Below are 16,384 nucleotides of genomic sequence, written 5' to 3' on the forward strand. Positions count from 1 at the left end.
TCCTCCTTTGATTTTTGGTTAATAATTGAATTACTTAAATGTGATTTTATTTTATTATGCGTTCGAAATGAATTGTTTAACGTACTTGATTTACAAAGGTTTCATATTGTCAATTAAAACTATGTTCGTATAACTGATGAAGTCGTGTCTGATTTTCAGTGAATAAAATAAAACTAAAAAGTATTTTATAGCTCTTCGAATGGCTTGCAGGCGTCTCATAATTTGTAATTGTGCTGCGAGTTAAGTAACTTGTATTACAGTGATATAGCCGGGGTAAGCAGAAGTTTTACGAAAATAGACAACCATAATCATGAACCCGGTTAAAAGTCACAGACGCTTAAAATCGTTGCATTTGTGTATTCTGAACTTTAGTATCAGAAGTATCTTGTTATCTATAGTGTTACAACTAAAACCCCATTGGAATGAGTGAATTTGATAGATTTGCTGACCTGCATTGCCACCCTCATATGCGTTCTTTCAACTGGCTACATAAACATCGCAGGCCCGAGATAAACAGCCGGTACAATCCATGGTGGATAATTCTTCCAAAACAAAAAGCTGAAGAAAAAGGTAGACGTGCAGCCGCCTACACACAATGTGACCTGGCGAAAATCATGAACGGAAACCTTAAACTGGCTTTCGTGTCCCTGTATCCACTTGAAAGGGGGTGGGTAACCGGACGAAGCGATTCAAAAAAAATTGTAGCCCGCAACCTAAAAAAATACCTCGGCGATAATTTACTGAATGAAGCAGTAAGCTCAGTTTTAAACCATGTACTTCAGTTTATTGGAAACGATGAAGGAGGCGGAATTGCCGTACGTGATTTTATCCAGGCTGTTTACATGAAAATACCGTTGCGCCGGGTAAATTTTGTACAAAGCCGGCATTACGATTATTTCGAGGAGTTAAAAGAAGAACGCGAGTTTTTGTTAAAGCGAAATGAATTGCTTACGGAATCTGAGTTATACATTCCCTTTCCGAAGCGGCTTTTTGTAAGTAAGAAAAAAATACTGGCAAAATACGCCGGAGATTTAGAAGCAACCGGAACGTATGAGATTGCTAAAAATGGTGCTGAAGTCGATCGGCTGATAAAGGACGATAAAACTGCATTTGTACTCACCATTGAAGGAGCGAATGTTTTCAACAGTAATGAAGAATATGAAGCTATTGAGCAAAAACTGGCCGAAATAAAGAGCTGGGAACAGCCTCTGTTTTTTATCACTTTTACACACCATTTTTACAATTACCTGGCCGGCCATGCGCATAGCATCCCCGATACAGGAAACCTGTTGCTCGATCAGTCGGAAGGTATGAATTCGGGAATTACCGAGAAAGGGAAAAAAGTGTTACGCTATTTACTGGCGATAGATGAGGATGGAAAATTTGCTTCTGAAAAATACGGGCGTCGAATTTTGATCGATGTTAAACATTTAAGTGCGAAGGCCCGAAAAGAATACTACAACGACTTTGTACTACCGGCTTTAAAGACCGCCCACCCGATACCGGTCATTGCCAGTCATGTTGCCTATTCGGGAGTAGAGAAACTGGATGAACTGATTGCCCGGATGCCCGAAGAAAAGAATGGAGATTTCAGCGAACGTTACGGGCATAAATTCAACAACTGGAACATCAATATTTGTGATGAAGATGTAAAAACGATATTCAAAACTGACGGGGTTGTGGGTATAAATCTCGATCAGCGCGTTCTCGGAGTTACAAAAGGCGATATCAAGAAGAACGAAACTCATGCTTCATATGTATGGCAGAATATAAAATCGATGATGAAGGCTGTCATCATTTCTGACGATCCTGAGATTAAATCGAAAAAGGAAATTGTAAACACCTTTTGTCTGGGGACTGATTTCGATGGTTTTATCGATCCTTTGAATGAGTATCCAACTGTTCTCGATTTCAAAAAACTTGCCGCCGACCTCGTTCGCGAAATAGATAAGGATCCCGAAAAAGACATGTTACTGTTCGGCCTCAGCACCGAAAAATTTGTAAAGAAAATTTGTTTCGACAACGCATTCGACTTCGTTACAAAACATTTTATATAGGACATTTTCTAACTACAAAACTTATAAATATGGAATTGTTTAAGAAACTATTTAGCAAAGGCATTACCGACGTTGTAGACAGTGTTAGTAATGTGATTGACCGATTTACTCTGAGTAAAGAAGAAAAGCAGGAATTCAAGCTTGAGATGCAAAGCAGAATGATGCAACTGGAGAGCGAGCTGGAAGAAACCTATCGAAAAGAACTGGATGCCCGGCAGGAGATTATTAAGGCCGAACTCACGCAAGGAGATAACTACACCAAACGTGCACGGCCGACCATCGTTTATGCCGGTATGCTGTTTATTTTCCTGGTCTATGTAATAGTACCGGTTATCGCCTATATTTCCGGAGCGGATAAAATGCCCGACATTCAACTGCCCAACGAATTCTGGTGGGCCTGGGGAACAGTGGTTGGTGTGTATGGTGTTGGACGATCGGCTGAGAAAATGGGTATAACGAACAAACTGACCAATTATATGACAGGTTCAGGAGCAAATAAAGTACCAACAACAATCAATAAAGCAGAAGGATGATAACAATTGAAGACCATAAACTCAAAGATCCTGATGCCAAGCTCAAGATTTCGTATCAGGAAACGCCCAATGTTTCCGGGCCGTTTAACACCGGGCTTCCGGATACCATTGTGATTCACTACACGGCGGGGAGTTCGGCAGCTTCTTCGGCAAAATGGTTGCAGAATCCTCAAGCTAAAGCTTCTGCACATTTAGTTGTAGGGAAGAAGGGAGAGATTATCCAGCTGGCGCCTTTCAATATTCGTACCTGGCATGCCGGAGCGAGTTCATGGAAGGGAAGAAGTGGTTTGAATCAATACAGCATTGGAATTGAAATTGATAATGCAGGGATACTGACACAGACAGCCGAAGGCTATATGACTAATTTTAGTAAGCTGGTACCGAATAAAAATGTGGTTTTGGCTAAACATAAACTCGATTCGGCAGAGCGCGGCTGGGAAGCATACACTGCTGAACAAATTGAAATTGTTGAGGAGATTTGCCTTGCTTTGGTTGAAATATACGGCATCTCCGAGATTGTTGGACACGATGATATTGCACCATCCAGAAAACGTGATCCCGGGCCGGCATTTCCGATGGAATCGTTGAGAAACCGGGCATTGTTTGGTCGCAACGAAGATGTTCCCGACCAGCCCGATGAGTTGTTGGATGATGCCGCACTTGTTATGGCCGATAACCTCAATATACGATCGAGGCCGGCAACAAGCGCGTCATTGGTTTCTAATCCGCTTCCAAAGGGTACCAAGGTCAGAATTACCCAAACCAAGGGAGGCTGGTCGTATGTAAAAGCTGATATCGAAGGATGGGTAAGTAATCAGTGGTTAAAAACCGTGTGATAATTTCCGAAATATTTCAATCATAAAGAACACCTGTCGGAATTGCTGACAGGTGTTTTTATATCAGGCTAAAAACTTTGGTGATAACAAGGTTAAGCAGCTTGGCTTTTAGTTCGTCGAGTTTAATCAGCGAAATCCCGGCATGTTTCAGTGCGATCATCTCAATCAGATCTTTTTTGGCCATCACCAGCCATTCAAATTCGTCTTTTGTGAGCTCACCTTTTGCCAGCATTAATGTCCAGGATTTAATATCCTCTTCCAATGAACCGATCAGGTCCAGCGCATCGGATTCGGCGTCGGTTTTAAGTTCTTTGAAAACCTGTTTGGCCAATGCCGCACTTTCTTCTTTCAATTCTTTTAGTAGTTGTTCAATATCTATCGATGCCATAATTTTAAATTTCTGAAGGTTTAATTTTTTTACTTTCAAGCTGGGCGATCTGGTCGAAAGCTGGTCCGATAATCTTTTTGGCTTCGTTTATAAAAACTTTACTTTGGGTTCCTTTTTCTTCCCATCGTGCAAGAAATCCGCCAATTAAATTGCCGTCTTCCTTTAGCATTTTCTCCCACATTTCCAGCGTGATCGCATTGTTGGGGCGGTTCTTTTCGTATTCATAAATTTTCTGAAGATCGGCTTTTAGCTTCAACACTTCATCAGTATGATCATCGTAAGCTTCAACCGCCAGATCCATGATTTGCAGCGCGTCAACCTTTAACGAGGTGGTTTGTACATAAGCATATTGATCGAACTGCGATATTGTGGCACAGCTGATAAACGCAATAAAAAAACTGAGCAGCAGAAGTTTTTGCCCCAGTTGTTTAGTTGAAATCATGTTTTGCATATCGAAAATTTTAGTCGAATCGTGATTTAATGGATTCATTATGTAATTTACGGAAAATTGCTTGGAAGTCAATTCAATAAGATGACTCAAATCGGGGAAAGGCGTTTCGTATAAATTTCAGAGCAGAATATTTGATCCCGGTTGAGTAAATTATTTACATTTAAAGTCTCAACTAAATCTATTCTTTATGTCATCAAAAAATGTTTATCGCCTACTTCTGATTTTTGTTTTCCTATTCAAGTTCACAAACACATTTGCAGAAGATCTTCCAAAACTCGACAATCCTATGAGTTTGGAATACCTGAAAAAGAACCTTAGAAAATCGCAACCCCGATTGGTGCTGAATCGGGATTTGGAAAAGGACCTGAAAAAGAAACTCAAAACCGACCCGGTTTTGCAGAATATGTATGCCGCTATTCAACTCAACGCCGAAAGCATTTTTGATGAAGAACTGTTAACGCGTAAGATGGTTGGACGGCGACTGTTAGGTACTTCTCGCGAAATGTTGTACCGTATAAATATGCTGGCTTTTGTCTATCGCATTGAAAAGGACCAGCAGGTTTTACAACGAATAAATGATGAGGTGCTTGCTGTATGTGCATTTAGCGACTGGAATCCGTCGCATTTCCTGGACGTGGCAGAAATGTCGCTGGCGGTTGCCCTGGCACTCGACTGGACTGCCGGAGATCTGCCGCCGTCGACAATTAAAATCGCTAAACAGGCACTGGTTGAAAAGGGATTGAACCCAAGCTGGCCCGATAATGAAAAACCGTTGTGGTGGACAAACGGCGATAATAACTGGAACCAGGTTTGTAACGGAGGAATGATAGCTGCTGCTATTACCGTGGCAGAGGATGAACCGGAACTGGCTGCAAGAACTATTGCACGTGCACTCGATGGTCTGCCCAATGCCATGGCTGCATATTTGCCCGATGGCGTTTATCCCGAAGGATCGACGTACTGGGATTACGGCACCAGTTTTTCGGTGACGATTGCTGCCATGCTCGAAAGTGCTTTTGGAAATGATTTTGGCCACTGGGATTTCCCGGGATTTAAAGAGAGTGCTGTTTTTCGCGTGCTTACAAATGCACCTTCGGGAATGTATTACAATTTTGCTGACTGCGGCGACAGTAGAAGCGAAAACGGCGATTTAATTTTAGCATGGTTTGCCATGAAATCGGGCAATGAAACGTTTTACGAGCGTTCAAGATTTTTACAACCGGCAGACAAGATGGAAAAGCAAACACGACTTGCAGGCGTTTCATTGGTATGGTTGTCGCAGTTTGAAAAAAATGTCGCAGTTACACCACCAACAGCCTGGAAGGGGGAGGGGCATAACCCGATAGCGATTTTTACCGGAGGCGAGAATGATCCACATGGTTATTACCTGGGTACGAAGGGTGGCCGTGGAATGGTGAACCACGGAAATATGGATGGAGGATCATTTGTTTTTGAACTCAACGGCGTACGTTGGGTGGTTGATCCCGGAAATCAGGATTACAATACCCTGGAGCAAGCCGGATTTGATCTATGGAACAAGGGCCAGAAAAGCCAGCGCTGGACCTTGCTTACAAAAAGTAATTTCGGGCACAGTACCATAAGTATCAACGATTCGCTACACCGTACTGATGGCCTTGTTACTATTACGGATTTTGAAGACGGAGATCGACCCCTGGTGAGCTACGATATGAGCGCAACACTCGGAGATGTTGTTGCTAAAGCGGCAAGGTCATTCACGAAAGACAGCCCGGTATCGGTTTTAATTGAAGATGAAATCGTAAAATCGGATAAAACAGAGTTGATTACCTGGCAACTAATGACGACTGCAGATGTGGAAATCGTTGAAGGAGGTGCTTTATTGAAAAAAGATGGAAAAACATTGAAACTCGAAAATCTGTCTCATCCTGATATTTCGGTTTCGCTGGTTTCTTTAGATCCGGCACCGCTGAAACTCGACCGGCAAATACCCGGTTTGAAAAGAATTGAGTTGCGTATTCCGGCATGGACTATCGGCAACGACGAGGTAAAAATAAAAGTCAGGCTCAGCGGAGAATGATCATTTGAGCGGGCATCCCTGACTTTTACGGATTTCGAAGTAGCTGAAATTGTGTTATTCAGATAATAGCTTTATTTTAGACGATCTCAAAAATAAAGTCACAACATGCAAGACATATACACCTTAATAATGGCGGGTGGTTCGGGAACACGATTCTGGCCACGAAGTAAAACACGCAAACCAAAACAATACCTGAATATTTTTGGAGAAGATTCCTTGCTTGAGGATACCATCAAACGGTTTTCAAGCTTTACTCCTGAAGAGAACATTTACATTGTATCGAGTGCTACACAGGCTGAAGTGCTTGAAAAGCAGGCCACAATGTTACCAAAGAAGAACCTGATCTATGAGCCGATAGGGAGGAATACACTGCCTTGTATCGGGCTTGCAGCGATGTATGCCGAGCAGGAGAATAAGGATGGCATTATGGTTGTTGCGCCATCCGATCATTTAATCACAAATACCGAGCTTTTTAAAGATACCGTGCTTGCAGCTGTAAAAATCGCCGACGAGCGCGACGGGATCGTGACCATTGGGATCAGTCCAACCTATCCGGCAACCGGTTACGGTTATGTGAAAACCGACGAGGACATTACCGGTGATGCAAAGATTCCGCAGTTTAAAGTGGAACGTTTTGTGGAGAAACCGAATGAGGCAACGGCAACTTCTTACCTCGAGCAAGGTGGATTTTACTGGAACAGCGGACTGTTTGTGTTCAAAGTTTCGGTTTTTCTTAAAGCTGTTGAAAAGTTTGCTCCCGCGCTATATGCAGACCTTAGAAAAATACAGGCTGATTTTGGAAATCCAACTTACCCACAAACCCTGGATACCATTTACCGGGCAGTGGAAAGCATTTCAGTTGATTACGGAATTATGGAACACGCCGACAATATTTACCTGGTTGAAGGAAATTTTGACTGGAACGACCTTGGAAGCTGGGAATCGGTTTATCTAACAGATGATAAAAAAGATGAAAACGGAAATGCCGGCTCAGGAGAAACGGTGCTGGTGGATACCAAAAACTCTTACGTGTATTCCGATAAAGGATTGGTTGCAGTAGTGGGGCTCGAGGATGTTATTGTTGTTCAGAATGGAAATACCACCCTTGTATGTAAACGAGATCGTGCCGAAGATGTGAAAAAAGTAGTGGAACAGCTTAAGTCAGGAAAGCACGATGAATTTTTGTAATTCATTTTTACGGATTCATATTCTGAAAAATCGAAAAAAACAGGTAGGTACAGGTTAGTCATTTTCGTTTAATTTTTCATATTTGTCACCTGTCATAAAAAACTAAAACCAATAAAACGATGAAAGACCCGAAAACGGTTGTTGTGGACAAGAAAATTCTTGTTCCATTTGTTCTGATTACCAGTTTGTTTGCTCTTTGGGGATTTGCCAATGATATTACAAATCCCATGGTTGCTGCCTTTAAAACGGTAATGGAAATTTCGAATGCTAAAGCTGCAATGGTGCAATTTGCCTTCTACGGAGGATATGCTACTATGGCCATTCCGGCCGCGCTCATTATAAAACGTTATTCTTACAAACTTGGAATTATTATCGGACTGGCTTTGTACGCGATAGGTGCTTTGCTGTTTTTCCCGGCTGCTCAGTTCGAGATTTTTGGTTTCTTTCTGGTTTCACTTTATATCCTGACTTTTGGTCTGGCTTTTCTTGAGACTACCGCCAATCCTTATATTCTATCGATGGGGGACCCTGCTACTGCCACACGCCGTTTGAATCTGGCACAGTCATTCAATCCCATGGGATCGATTTTGGGGATGTTTGTGGCTTCAAAACTTATTTTGTCCTCACTTGAGTCGGATAAGAGGGACGCTGCAGGCAACCTGATATTTGATACTTTAAGTGCCGCAGAAAAAGCGGTTATTCGTACAAACGATTTGGCCGTAATTCGCAATCCATATGTTATACTTGGTTTTGTGGTCATCGTTATGCTGATTGTTATTGCTGTAGCGAAAATGCCAAAACGCGAAAGTGCCGATCATGAAATTCATCCCTGGCACTCAGCGAAAAGATTATTCAGGAATAAAATTTATCGTGAAGGTGTAATCGCGCAGGTATTTTATGTAGGTGCACAAATCATGTGCTGGACATTTATTATTCAGTATGCTGATAATTTAGGAATACCAAAAGCTGAGGCGCAAAATTACAACATTGTTGCCATGGCCATTTTTATTGCAAGCCGATTTATCAGTACCGCGCTGATGAAATACCTGAATCCACGGTTTATGCTTACCATTTTTGCAGTTGGCGGAATGCTGACAACAACAGGAGTCATCCTTATTCAGGGAATGCCAGGATTGTATTTTTTGGTGGCTACTTCTGCTTTTATGTCGCTAATGTTCCCGACTATCTACGGCATCGCACTGGAAGACGTTGGCGACGATGCCACACTTGGAGCTGCGGGATTGGTTATGGCAATCGTAGGCGGTGCGCTGATGCCACCATTGCAGGGATTTATTATTGATCAGGAGACCATTGGATTTTTGCCGGCTGTGAATTTTTCATTTATCCTGCCGTTTATCTGTTTTGTAGTGATTGCTATTTACGGTTTTAGAACCTACCGGGCAATTAAAAATTAAACTAGTTAAGACTGAAGTATGGCATACAAAAGATATTGCAAGACACTAAAATTGGAAGACGATCCTCAGCTAATAGAGGAGTACAAGAAAGTGCATGCTCCGGGTGCAGCCTGGCCCGAAATTACGCAGGGAATGCGCGAGGTGGGAATTCTCGATATGGAAATTTACCTGCTCGGAACCCAGCTTTTTATGATTATGGACACTGTGCCGGATTTCGATCATGAAAGTGCTATGAAAGAGTTGGCATCTAAACCACGTCAGTCGGAGTGGGAAGCATATGTTTCGCAATTCCAGAAAACTTCAGCCGAAGCATCAGCCGATGAGAAATGGCAGCTTTTGGAACGTATCTATAAGATGGATAAATAGGATTATACACATAGATTGCAGTCATAAAACAATCATGATTCCAGGGAATCACCCACAGGAATGAAAGCCATACAAATTTATGCAGACTCTCCCTCATTCCCTCTCTGCTCGCAGAGAGGGACGATTGTGTCGCAGGCACAATCAGGGTGAGTTAATAATAAATGATTCTCCCCTGATAACCAATTGTTGCACTACGAGACTTTCATAAAAAAAGCCATTATCAGATTTCTGATAATGGCTTTTTCTGTATTGGATAAAGAGTTTAGAACCTGAATCCAAACGACATTAAAATGTTGTGATTATTTTTTTCTGTTGGTACCTGGTAGTAATTCGGTTGCTCGCCACCTTCCGAAATCTTACTCATCGAATTGGAGTAAGCAAGGTTTACCGAGAAAGCATTGATGGTGTAGCCAAATCCTCCTGAAAATACATTAGTATTATCGGTTAAAGTAGCCTGTTGCTCCAATGTATTTTTAAACGGATTTCCATACACCTGGTAACCGGCTCTTACTGCAAACTGATTGGTGAGTTTGTATTCGGCTCCAATCCGCAGGTTAACTACGCTGTTAAAAATGTCACCCATTTCAGAATTCAGATCGTTAAAATTATCCGATCCGTAACCTCCTCGGCGGTAACGCATCGATGCATAATCCTGGTACTCGGCATCAACACTTATCAAACCTCGTTTGGCAAAAACTGCAGCACCACTCAATACCACTTTCCATGGTGAATTAAAATCGTAGTTATAAGTATTCACACCGTAGCTGCTATAACTTTGCGACAGGTAAGAATCCATCGAAAGTACCGATTTTTCATCTATCTGATAAAAAGTAGGAGAGTGGAAAGCCAATCCCAAACGTACGGTTTGAACAGGTTTGTAAATGGCTCCGATTTTAAAATTGAAACCGCTTCCGCTCATGTAGTAATCGTTGTCATGAATATACGAGTTGTTGTCGAGCAACTGTTCTTCATAACGCGTGTGGCTATCGTATCGAATATCGTGAAACGCCAGTGTGGTTCCCAGATAAAACTTATGGTTGAAGTTCAAACTCACATTGAAAAGGTATTCATCCAGTCTGCCATCTGTTGAGAAAGTTTTGCGCTGGTCAACTTTTTCATCCTGGTATAAAATACTTTGGTATTGTCCGTCGATGGCATTTCCGTCGTTATCGTAAACCGGATCGATCAAATAAGTGTCCCAGGCCAACTTTGTGGTCCAGTCGCGGTATTCGATCTCACCAATTGATTGTTCGAGATAAGCATTCGCCAGTGCTTCGTTATTGGCGTATGCAGTTATATCATCAAGCCACGAAACGGAGCTTTGGTCGTAATTTCCAAAAGAATTACTGTTGTAATTTGCCAGTCGGTTGTACCCGATCCCGTAATTTATACTTACAATTCCTGCTTCCGATTTGTTGGTTTTAAAAGCTCCAACTGCACCTACATTATTAAGGGCAAACGATTGATCGTTGTCGGAAAACTTGCTTCCTCCAACAGTCATGTCGGTCTTGTTAATATAGTAACTTGGCGTGATCACAAACTCACCGGTTAGGTAAATGGCGCTTCCTGCCGGATTGATCGACAGTGAGGTAAAATCGCCACCTAATGCGCCGAAGGCATTTCCCATACCGGCCGACCTTGCAGTTCCCTGTATCTGGTTGTACGACATGCGATACGCATCTGCAAAATTCTGAGCCATCATCAGTTGAGGCAATACGATCATCAGTGCAATCAAAACATAATATCGTTTCATGGCATTAGTTTTTTTGTTTATACATATAATAAAGTCAGGGATCATCGGTATAGCTTATCGTCTGCCGCCACCGGATCTTCCACCTCCGCCACCGCCGGAACTTCTTGTAGCACCTGAACTACCTCCTGAACTTCTGGAGCCTCCTGATGAGTATGAAGAACCTGAACTTCTGGATCCGGAACTGGAAGAGCCTGAACTGTATGACGGTGAAGAAGAACCTGAACTTCTGTTGTAACTGCCGCTACCGGCTGATTTTACCGATGACGGAGCTCTGTATGATCTGGATGAAGTTCCGCTACTGGTACTCCTGTTATAGGTTGAACTTGAACGGTAACTGCTGTTATAAGAAGAAGATGAACGAGGGCTGGAATATGTTCCCGATTTTGTAGAAGAGTTACTAACTACCCTTGGCCGGGTGTAACTGTTACTGCTCGACGGTCTCGTGTAAGTTCTGTTCTGCACACTGGTTCCCGGACGTGTATAAGTCTGAGTCCTGGAATTAGTTGCAGCACGTGTAGTATTCACATTTCCGTTTGTTGTTGCAGAACGTGTATATTCTGAATTTGAAGTCGATCTTCTTCTTTCTGTCAGTACTCTTGAGTCAGTGCTTGCTGACTTGTTATCAACTCTTGTGCTGGTACCGGTACTTCTGCGCACGTCAGTGCTTCCGCTTTTTGTGGCTGTTCTTCCGGTTGCTGCAACAGCCGATGTTCCATCTCTGCCACTTACACTGCGGGCAACACTTCCACCGCCTGCACCTGAATTTGTTCTTCTACCGTAGCGGTAACGATCACTGTTACCAGGTCCCGGATAGATCGGGTGTATCGGATAATAGCCACCTCCCCAACAACTGTAACAAGGATAGCCCCACCCGTAACCGGGGTATCCCCATCCGTAACCCGGGTATCCCCATCCGTAGCCAGGATATCCCCATCCGTAGCCAGGGTATCCCCAACCAAAGCTCCAGGAGAAAGACCACGAAGGACCATAATACCAGGGATCATAATAGAAGGGATCGTAATAAGCCCAGCTGTCCCAGTAAAATGGGTCGTAGAAATAAGGATTATGGAAACGACGAATGCGGTACGCGTAATCCAACTCTTCACCTTCGTAATAATTATTGATGACGTATTTCATTTCGTCATCGTTGTAATAAACTGTAGTATCGGTATCCTGAAGTTCCATTTGATCCATGTTGTAACGCAATACATCGGCATCTTCTTTTGTGCCGTCAAAGATGTAATTGTTCATGGTATTGGTACCGTCATCAGCTTTTTCAATGTCGCTAATGATCAGTGTATTTGCCGATTTTGTTGCGGCTTTCTCAGCAACCGGCTCTTCCATTGAAATTGGAGGAGGTACATCGCTCGGGGCGAAGTAAATGTCGTCGGAATACGTCCCGGAAACATAGCCCCCCGTGGAACAAGCACCCAGGAATAAACCTAAAATTCCTAATAATGTTAATCTTGTTTTCATAACGAATCCTCCGTTTATTTAATGTCAATAATAATTACTTTCTTTGTAAGCTCAAAATTTAAATATTAAAAACAAAATCTGTACCAAAGATTAGATTATGGCTAAAGAATTAACTTCGCGAAGCGAGAATTACTCACAATGGTATCAGGATCTGGTGATTAAGGCAGATCTCGCGGAGAACTCAGCAGTAAGAGGATGTATGGTGATAAAACCATACGGATATGCGATTTGGGAGAAAATGCAGGCGCAGCTTGACAAGATGTTTAAAGATACAGGCCATGTAAATGCCTATTTTCCATTATTTATCCCAAAATCTTTTTTCAGCAAGGAAGCCGACCATGTTGAAGGTTTCGCCAAAGAATGTGCTGTAGTAACGCATTACCGTTTGAAAAACGATGAAGAAAACGGTGGAGTAGTAGTCGACCCGGCTGCTAAACTGGAAGAAGAATTGATTGTTCGACCGACTTCGGAAACCATAATCTGGAATACCTATAAGAACTGGATTCAATCGTACCGCGACCTGCCTATCCTGATAAACCAGTGGGCCAACGTAGTGCGTTGGGAAATGCGTACACGTTTATTTTTACGTACTGCCGAATTTTTATGGCAGGAAGGTCATACGGCCCATGCCACTAAAGCGGAGGCGATTGAGGAGACAGAAAAGATAATTAACGTATATGCCGACTTTGCCGAAAATTATATGGCGGTTCCGGTAATCAAAGGTCTGAAATCGGCTAACGAACGTTTTGCAGGTGCCCTGGAAACATATTCTATTGAGGCACTGATGCAGGACGGAAAAGCCTTGCAGTCGGGAACTTCGCACTTCCTGGGGCAAAACTTTGCGAAAGCATTTGATGTGAAATTTGCCACAAAAGAAGGTAAGGAAGATTACGTTTGGGCAACATCGTGGGGAGTTTCTACCCGTTTGATGGGAGCTTTGATCATGGCTCACTCCGATGATAATGGTTTGGTGCTTCCTCCAAAACTGGCACCTCACCAGGTAGTTATCATTCCGATTTACCGAAGTGAAGAGCAACTGGCTACTATCAGCGAAAAAGTGGATGAAATTATCGCCAGGTTGAAAGCTAAAGGTATTTCTGTGAAATACGACGACCGCGACACGCGCAAACCGGGCTGGAAATTTGCCGAATATGAATTAAAGGGTGTTCCTGTTCGTTTGGCACTTGGACCACGCGACCTCGAAAACGGAACTGTGGAAGTAGCACGTCGTGATACCCTTGAAAAAACTTCTGCTCAGTTGGAAGGCATCGAAGACTACGTAGAGACTTTGTTGGAGGATATTCAAAACAATATTTTCAGGAAAGCCTACGACTTCAGGGCTGAAAATACTACCAAAGTAGATACCTGGGAAGAATTCAAAGAGGTGTTGAACAACAAGGGTGGTTTTATCTCGGCTCACTGGGATGGAACGACGGAAACAGAAGATCAGATTAAAAACGAAACCAAGGCCACTATACGTTGTATGCCTTTGGAATACGTAGAAGAAGAAGGTACATGTGTTTATTCGGGCAAACCTTCAAAAAGAAGGGTGCTTTTTGCACTGGCTTATTAGGATATCGTCACTTAGGAAGGATGTCATCTGTCTGTGTAAAATCAAACACAGATGACATCCTTATAAAATGTAAAGCAGCTCTATTTGGGCTGCTTTCTTTTTTTGGTCGGAATTGCTACTTTTATCCATCAAACTTTGCGTTATGAATGACAAGGAAATTAGGGCTTCATTTTTGGAGGCACTGGTGATAAAAGCTTCAACAAAACAGGCAGTTTATAACAACACGCTTCAAACATTCAAAATACTAAAAAAGGTACTCATTCAGCTTGAAAAAAATTATAGGAATATTATTAAAGGAGAGCTGACAGAGGCTTCGATGCCGCATTACAACGAACGTGGTCCGTTTGAGGTAGAGTTCAAGATCGGTGGCGATTTGTTGCTGTTTAGTATGCACTCCAATGTGTTTCAGTTCGATGATAAACACCCGGTGTGGAAAACAGACTATCTGAAAGATGAGCCAATGTGTGGCTATTGCGGCGTAATTAATATCTATAACTTCTTAGCCGATTCGTTCAAGTACAACCGAATGAATGATATCGGTTACCTGGTGGCCAGAATATTTGTGAATAAGGACAATCATTTCTTTGTAGAAGGCAAACGACAGTCGGATGAACTGGTAAAGGATTTTGCCATCGATACCATTTCTCCAGGAATTCTCAGGCAGATTATCGAAACAGCGATTCAATACAGTATCGAATTCGATCTTTTGGTTCCTTTGTACGACCAGGTAAAACTGGCAACGGTTGAACAAATGCGCGAGAAAATCAGTCATTCTAAGATCGTCACCGGAAAACGGCTCGGATTTGGTTTTAATTCAGATGATGTTTAGAGTTCAGAGTTTAAAGTTCAAAGTTCAGAGCCCGCCTGAACGAATTCATTCGGGCAGGTTCAAGGTCAGAGTTCAAAGGAGTGAATTAGTTATCACAAAATGAAAATCCGGTAAGGATTTGATTATAATAGAATTAAACGATAAAATGAAATGGAAAAAGTAGTAGAGAGATTTATCAGTTACGCGAAACAATATACCACCTCCGATCCGGAGAGCACTTCTTACCCGAGTACGGACAGGCAGTTGGTTTTTATGAAAAAGCTTGTTGAAGAGCTAAAGGGAATTGGTCTGGAAGATGTTGAAATGGACAAGTACGGTTATGTTACAGCCACAATTCCTGCCAACGGTGTCGAGAACAGCCCGGTTGTGGGATTTATTGCGCATGTGGATACCAGCCCTGATTTTTCGGGAGAAAATGTCAATCCGCAAATCATCGAGGATTACGATGGATCACCGGTTAAGCTCAAAAACGGAGTAGTGATCGACCCAAAGGAGTTTCCTGAAATTCTCAATTATAAAGGACAGGATATTATTACTGCCGACGGGACAACTTTGCTGGGCGCCGACGATAAGGCCGGTGTGGCCGAGATTGTTACTGCAGCCGATATCTTGCGCAATACCAAAAGTTTCAAACATGGTAAAATCCGTGTGGCATTTACACCTGACGAAGAAATAGGGAAGGGCACCGATTTTTTTGATGTGAAGAGATTTGGAGCTGACTTTGCCTATACCCTCGATGGTGGCGAAATTGGCGAGCTGGAATATGAAAACTTCAACGCCGCCGGTGCGAAGATTAAAATCAGCGGACGCAGCGTACATCCCGGTTCGGCCAAAAACAAAATGATCAACGCCCTGAATGTGGCGAATCAGCTGATTAGTATGTTGCCGGCGACACAGCGTCCAGAGCATACCGAGAAATTCGAAGGATTCTTTCACCTCTTATCGTTGAGCGGTAATGTGGAAAAAGCTGAAATGCAATACCTGATCCGCGACCACAGTGCTGAGAAATTTAAACAGAAGAAAAAGCTGCTCAAAAAAGTAGTAAAGCTCATCAATGCTGAATACGGCAAGGAGATTGTCGATTTAAAAATGGAAGATCAGTACTACAACATGCTCGAGAAAATTAAACCGGTGATGCATGTGATCGATATTGCAGAAGAAGCAATGAAACTGTCGGATGTGGAGCCCAAAATAAAAGCAATACGCGGAGGAACTGACGGTGCGCGTTTATCGTACGACGGTCTGCCTTGTCCGAATATTTTTGCCGGTGGCCATAATTTCCACGGACCATACGAATTTGTTCCGATCCCATCAATGTTAAAGTCGGTGGAAGTGATCCTGAACATTGCACAACTGGTTGGAAAGCTTAATAAGTAGTTCTGAAAATTCACCGGGTGACTTTGAGTTAAATCACAGAGTCACCCGTTGAATTAAAACAATATCATACATTGCACGTCATTCCG

Annotated in this window: 14 protein-coding genes; 10 read left to right on the plus strand and 4 right to left on the minus strand. The window is 42.6% G+C overall.

All coding sequences use genetic code 11. From position 1 onward, the window contains the following. Positions 1-422: 422 nt before the first annotated feature. The 3 genes from HFD85_RS15155 to HFD85_RS15165 are packed head-to-tail and all read left to right on the plus strand — an operon-like array spanning position 423 to position 3,426. Complete coding sequence (locus tag HFD85_RS15155; RefSeq protein ID WP_167611666.1) at positions 423-2,057, plus strand: amidohydrolase family protein; 1,635 nt, start codon at positions 423-425, stop codon at positions 2,055-2,057. A 29-nt stretch (positions 2,058-2,086) separates the two neighbouring features. Next, positions 2,087-2,590: a holin family protein gene (locus tag HFD85_RS15160; RefSeq protein ID WP_167611669.1), complete on the plus strand. Its 504-nt coding sequence runs from the start codon at positions 2,087-2,089 to the stop codon at positions 2,588-2,590. Then, entirely contained in the window at positions 2,587-3,426 is an 840-nt protein-coding gene (locus tag HFD85_RS15165; RefSeq protein WP_167611672.1) for an N-acetylmuramoyl-L-alanine amidase, read from the plus strand. Before HFD85_RS15160 ends, HFD85_RS15165 begins: the two co-directional genes overlap by 4 nt. Before the next feature lie 58 nt (positions 3,427-3,484). On the opposite strand, the gene HFD85_RS15170 is transcribed toward HFD85_RS15165, so the two are convergent. After that, positions 3,485-3,814 carry a hypothetical protein gene (locus HFD85_RS15170; RefSeq protein WP_167611675.1) on the minus strand — a complete coding sequence of 110 codons (330 nt, stop codon included), beginning with the start codon at positions 3,812-3,814 and terminating at the stop codon, positions 3,485-3,487. A gap of 4 nt (positions 3,815-3,818) precedes the next feature. Beyond that, complete coding sequence (locus HFD85_RS15175; RefSeq protein ID WP_206081988.1) at positions 3,819-4,265, minus strand: hypothetical protein; 447 nt, start codon at positions 4,263-4,265, stop codon at positions 3,819-3,821. A 187-nt stretch (positions 4,266-4,452) separates the two neighbouring features. On the opposite strand from HFD85_RS15175, the gene HFD85_RS15180 reads away from it, so the two are divergent. From HFD85_RS15180 to HFD85_RS15195, 4 genes are all read left to right on the plus strand, one after another. Next, positions 4,453-6,321, plus strand: a complete 1,869-nt coding sequence (locus HFD85_RS15180) for a heparinase II/III domain-containing protein (protein WP_167611678.1) — start codon at positions 4,453-4,455, stop codon at positions 6,319-6,321. Positions 6,322-6,426: 105 nt separating this feature from the next. Next, complete coding sequence (locus tag HFD85_RS15185) at positions 6,427-7,509, plus strand: mannose-1-phosphate guanylyltransferase (RefSeq protein WP_167611681.1); 1,083 nt, start codon at positions 6,427-6,429, stop codon at positions 7,507-7,509. A 119-nt stretch (positions 7,510-7,628) separates the two neighbouring features. Continuing rightward, positions 7,629-8,924, plus strand: a complete 1,296-nt coding sequence (gene fucP, locus HFD85_RS15190) for an L-fucose:H+ symporter permease (protein WP_167611684.1) — start codon at positions 7,629-7,631, stop codon at positions 8,922-8,924. An 18-nt stretch (positions 8,925-8,942) separates the two neighbouring features. Then, complete coding sequence (locus HFD85_RS15195) at positions 8,943-9,290, plus strand: L-rhamnose mutarotase (RefSeq protein ID WP_167611687.1); 348 nt, start codon at positions 8,943-8,945, stop codon at positions 9,288-9,290. A 262-nt stretch (positions 9,291-9,552) separates the two neighbouring features. On the opposite strand, the gene HFD85_RS15200 is transcribed toward HFD85_RS15195, so the two are convergent. Next, positions 9,553-11,043 carry an OmpP1/FadL family transporter gene (locus HFD85_RS15200; RefSeq protein ID WP_167611690.1) on the minus strand — a complete coding sequence of 497 codons (1,491 nt, stop codon included), beginning with the start codon at positions 11,041-11,043 and terminating at the stop codon, positions 9,553-9,555. Positions 11,044-11,097: 54 nt separating this feature from the next. After that, positions 11,098-12,519, minus strand: coding sequence for a hypothetical protein (locus HFD85_RS15205; protein ID WP_167611693.1), 1,422 nt, complete (start codon positions 12,517-12,519; stop codon positions 11,098-11,100). A gap of 97 nt (positions 12,520-12,616) precedes the next feature. Between HFD85_RS15205 and proS the strand changes: the two genes are divergently transcribed. The 3 genes from proS to pepT all read left to right on the plus strand — a co-directional run bounded on the left by proS (position 12,617) and on the right by pepT (position 16,298). After that, the gene (gene proS, locus HFD85_RS15210; protein ID WP_167611696.1) at positions 12,617-14,092 is read left to right on the plus strand and encodes a proline--tRNA ligase; all 1,476 of its coding nucleotides are present in this window, start codon (positions 12,617-12,619) and stop codon (positions 14,090-14,092) included. Positions 14,093-14,234: 142 nt separating this feature from the next. After that, positions 14,235-14,921, plus strand: a complete 687-nt coding sequence (locus HFD85_RS15215; RefSeq protein ID WP_167611699.1) for a hypothetical protein — start codon at positions 14,235-14,237, stop codon at positions 14,919-14,921. A gap of 150 nt (positions 14,922-15,071) precedes the next feature. Continuing rightward, on the plus strand, positions 15,072-16,298 hold the full coding sequence (gene pepT, locus HFD85_RS15220) for a peptidase T (RefSeq protein WP_167611702.1): 1,227 nt from the start codon (positions 15,072-15,074) through the stop codon (positions 16,296-16,298). The last annotated feature ends 86 nt before the right edge of the window (positions 16,299-16,384 follow it).

It is taken from the genome of Maribellus sediminis (genome assembly GCF_011799805.1).
GTDB lineage: Bacteria > Bacteroidota > Bacteroidia > Bacteroidales > Prolixibacteraceae > Draconibacterium > Draconibacterium sediminis_A.

Bases quoted from the DNA above. Each gene is read 5' to 3' on its own strand.
- HFD85_RS15185 (WP_167611681.1), top strand. From the start codon at position 6,427: ATGCAAGACATATACACCTTAATAATGGCGGGTGGTTCGGGAACACGA.
- HFD85_RS15160 (WP_167611669.1), top strand. From the start codon at position 2,087: ATGGAATTGTTTAAGAAACTATTTAGCAAAGGCATTACCGACGTTGTA.
- HFD85_RS15180 (WP_167611678.1), top strand. From the start codon at position 4,453: ATGTCATCAAAAAATGTTTATCGCCTACTTCTGATTTTTGTTTTCCTA.
- HFD85_RS15215 (WP_167611699.1), top strand. From the start codon at position 14,235: ATGAATGACAAGGAAATTAGGGCTTCATTTTTGGAGGCACTGGTGATA.
- HFD85_RS15155 (WP_167611666.1), top strand. From the start codon at position 423: ATGAGTGAATTTGATAGATTTGCTGACCTGCATTGCCACCCTCATATG.
- HFD85_RS15165 (WP_167611672.1), top strand. From the start codon at position 2,587: ATGATAACAATTGAAGACCATAAACTCAAAGATCCTGATGCCAAGCTC.
- fucP (WP_167611684.1), top strand. From the start codon at position 7,629: ATGAAAGACCCGAAAACGGTTGTTGTGGACAAGAAAATTCTTGTTCCA.
- pepT (WP_167611702.1), top strand. From the start codon at position 15,072: ATGGAAAAAGTAGTAGAGAGATTTATCAGTTACGCGAAACAATATACC.
- HFD85_RS15170 (WP_167611675.1), bottom strand. From the start codon at position 3,814: ATGGCATCGATAGATATTGAACAACTACTAAAAGAATTGAAAGAAGAA.
- HFD85_RS15195 (WP_167611687.1), top strand. From the start codon at position 8,943: ATGGCATACAAAAGATATTGCAAGACACTAAAATTGGAAGACGATCCT.
- HFD85_RS15205 (WP_167611693.1), bottom strand. From the start codon at position 12,519: ATGAAAACAAGATTAACATTATTAGGAATTTTAGGTTTATTCCTGGGT.
- proS (WP_167611696.1), top strand. From the start codon at position 12,617: ATGGCTAAAGAATTAACTTCGCGAAGCGAGAATTACTCACAATGGTAT.
- HFD85_RS15175 (WP_206081988.1), bottom strand. From the start codon at position 4,265: ATGCAAAACATGATTTCAACTAAACAACTGGGGCAAAAACTTCTGCTG.
- HFD85_RS15200 (WP_167611690.1), bottom strand. From the start codon at position 11,043: ATGAAACGATATTATGTTTTGATTGCACTGATGATCGTATTGCCTCAA.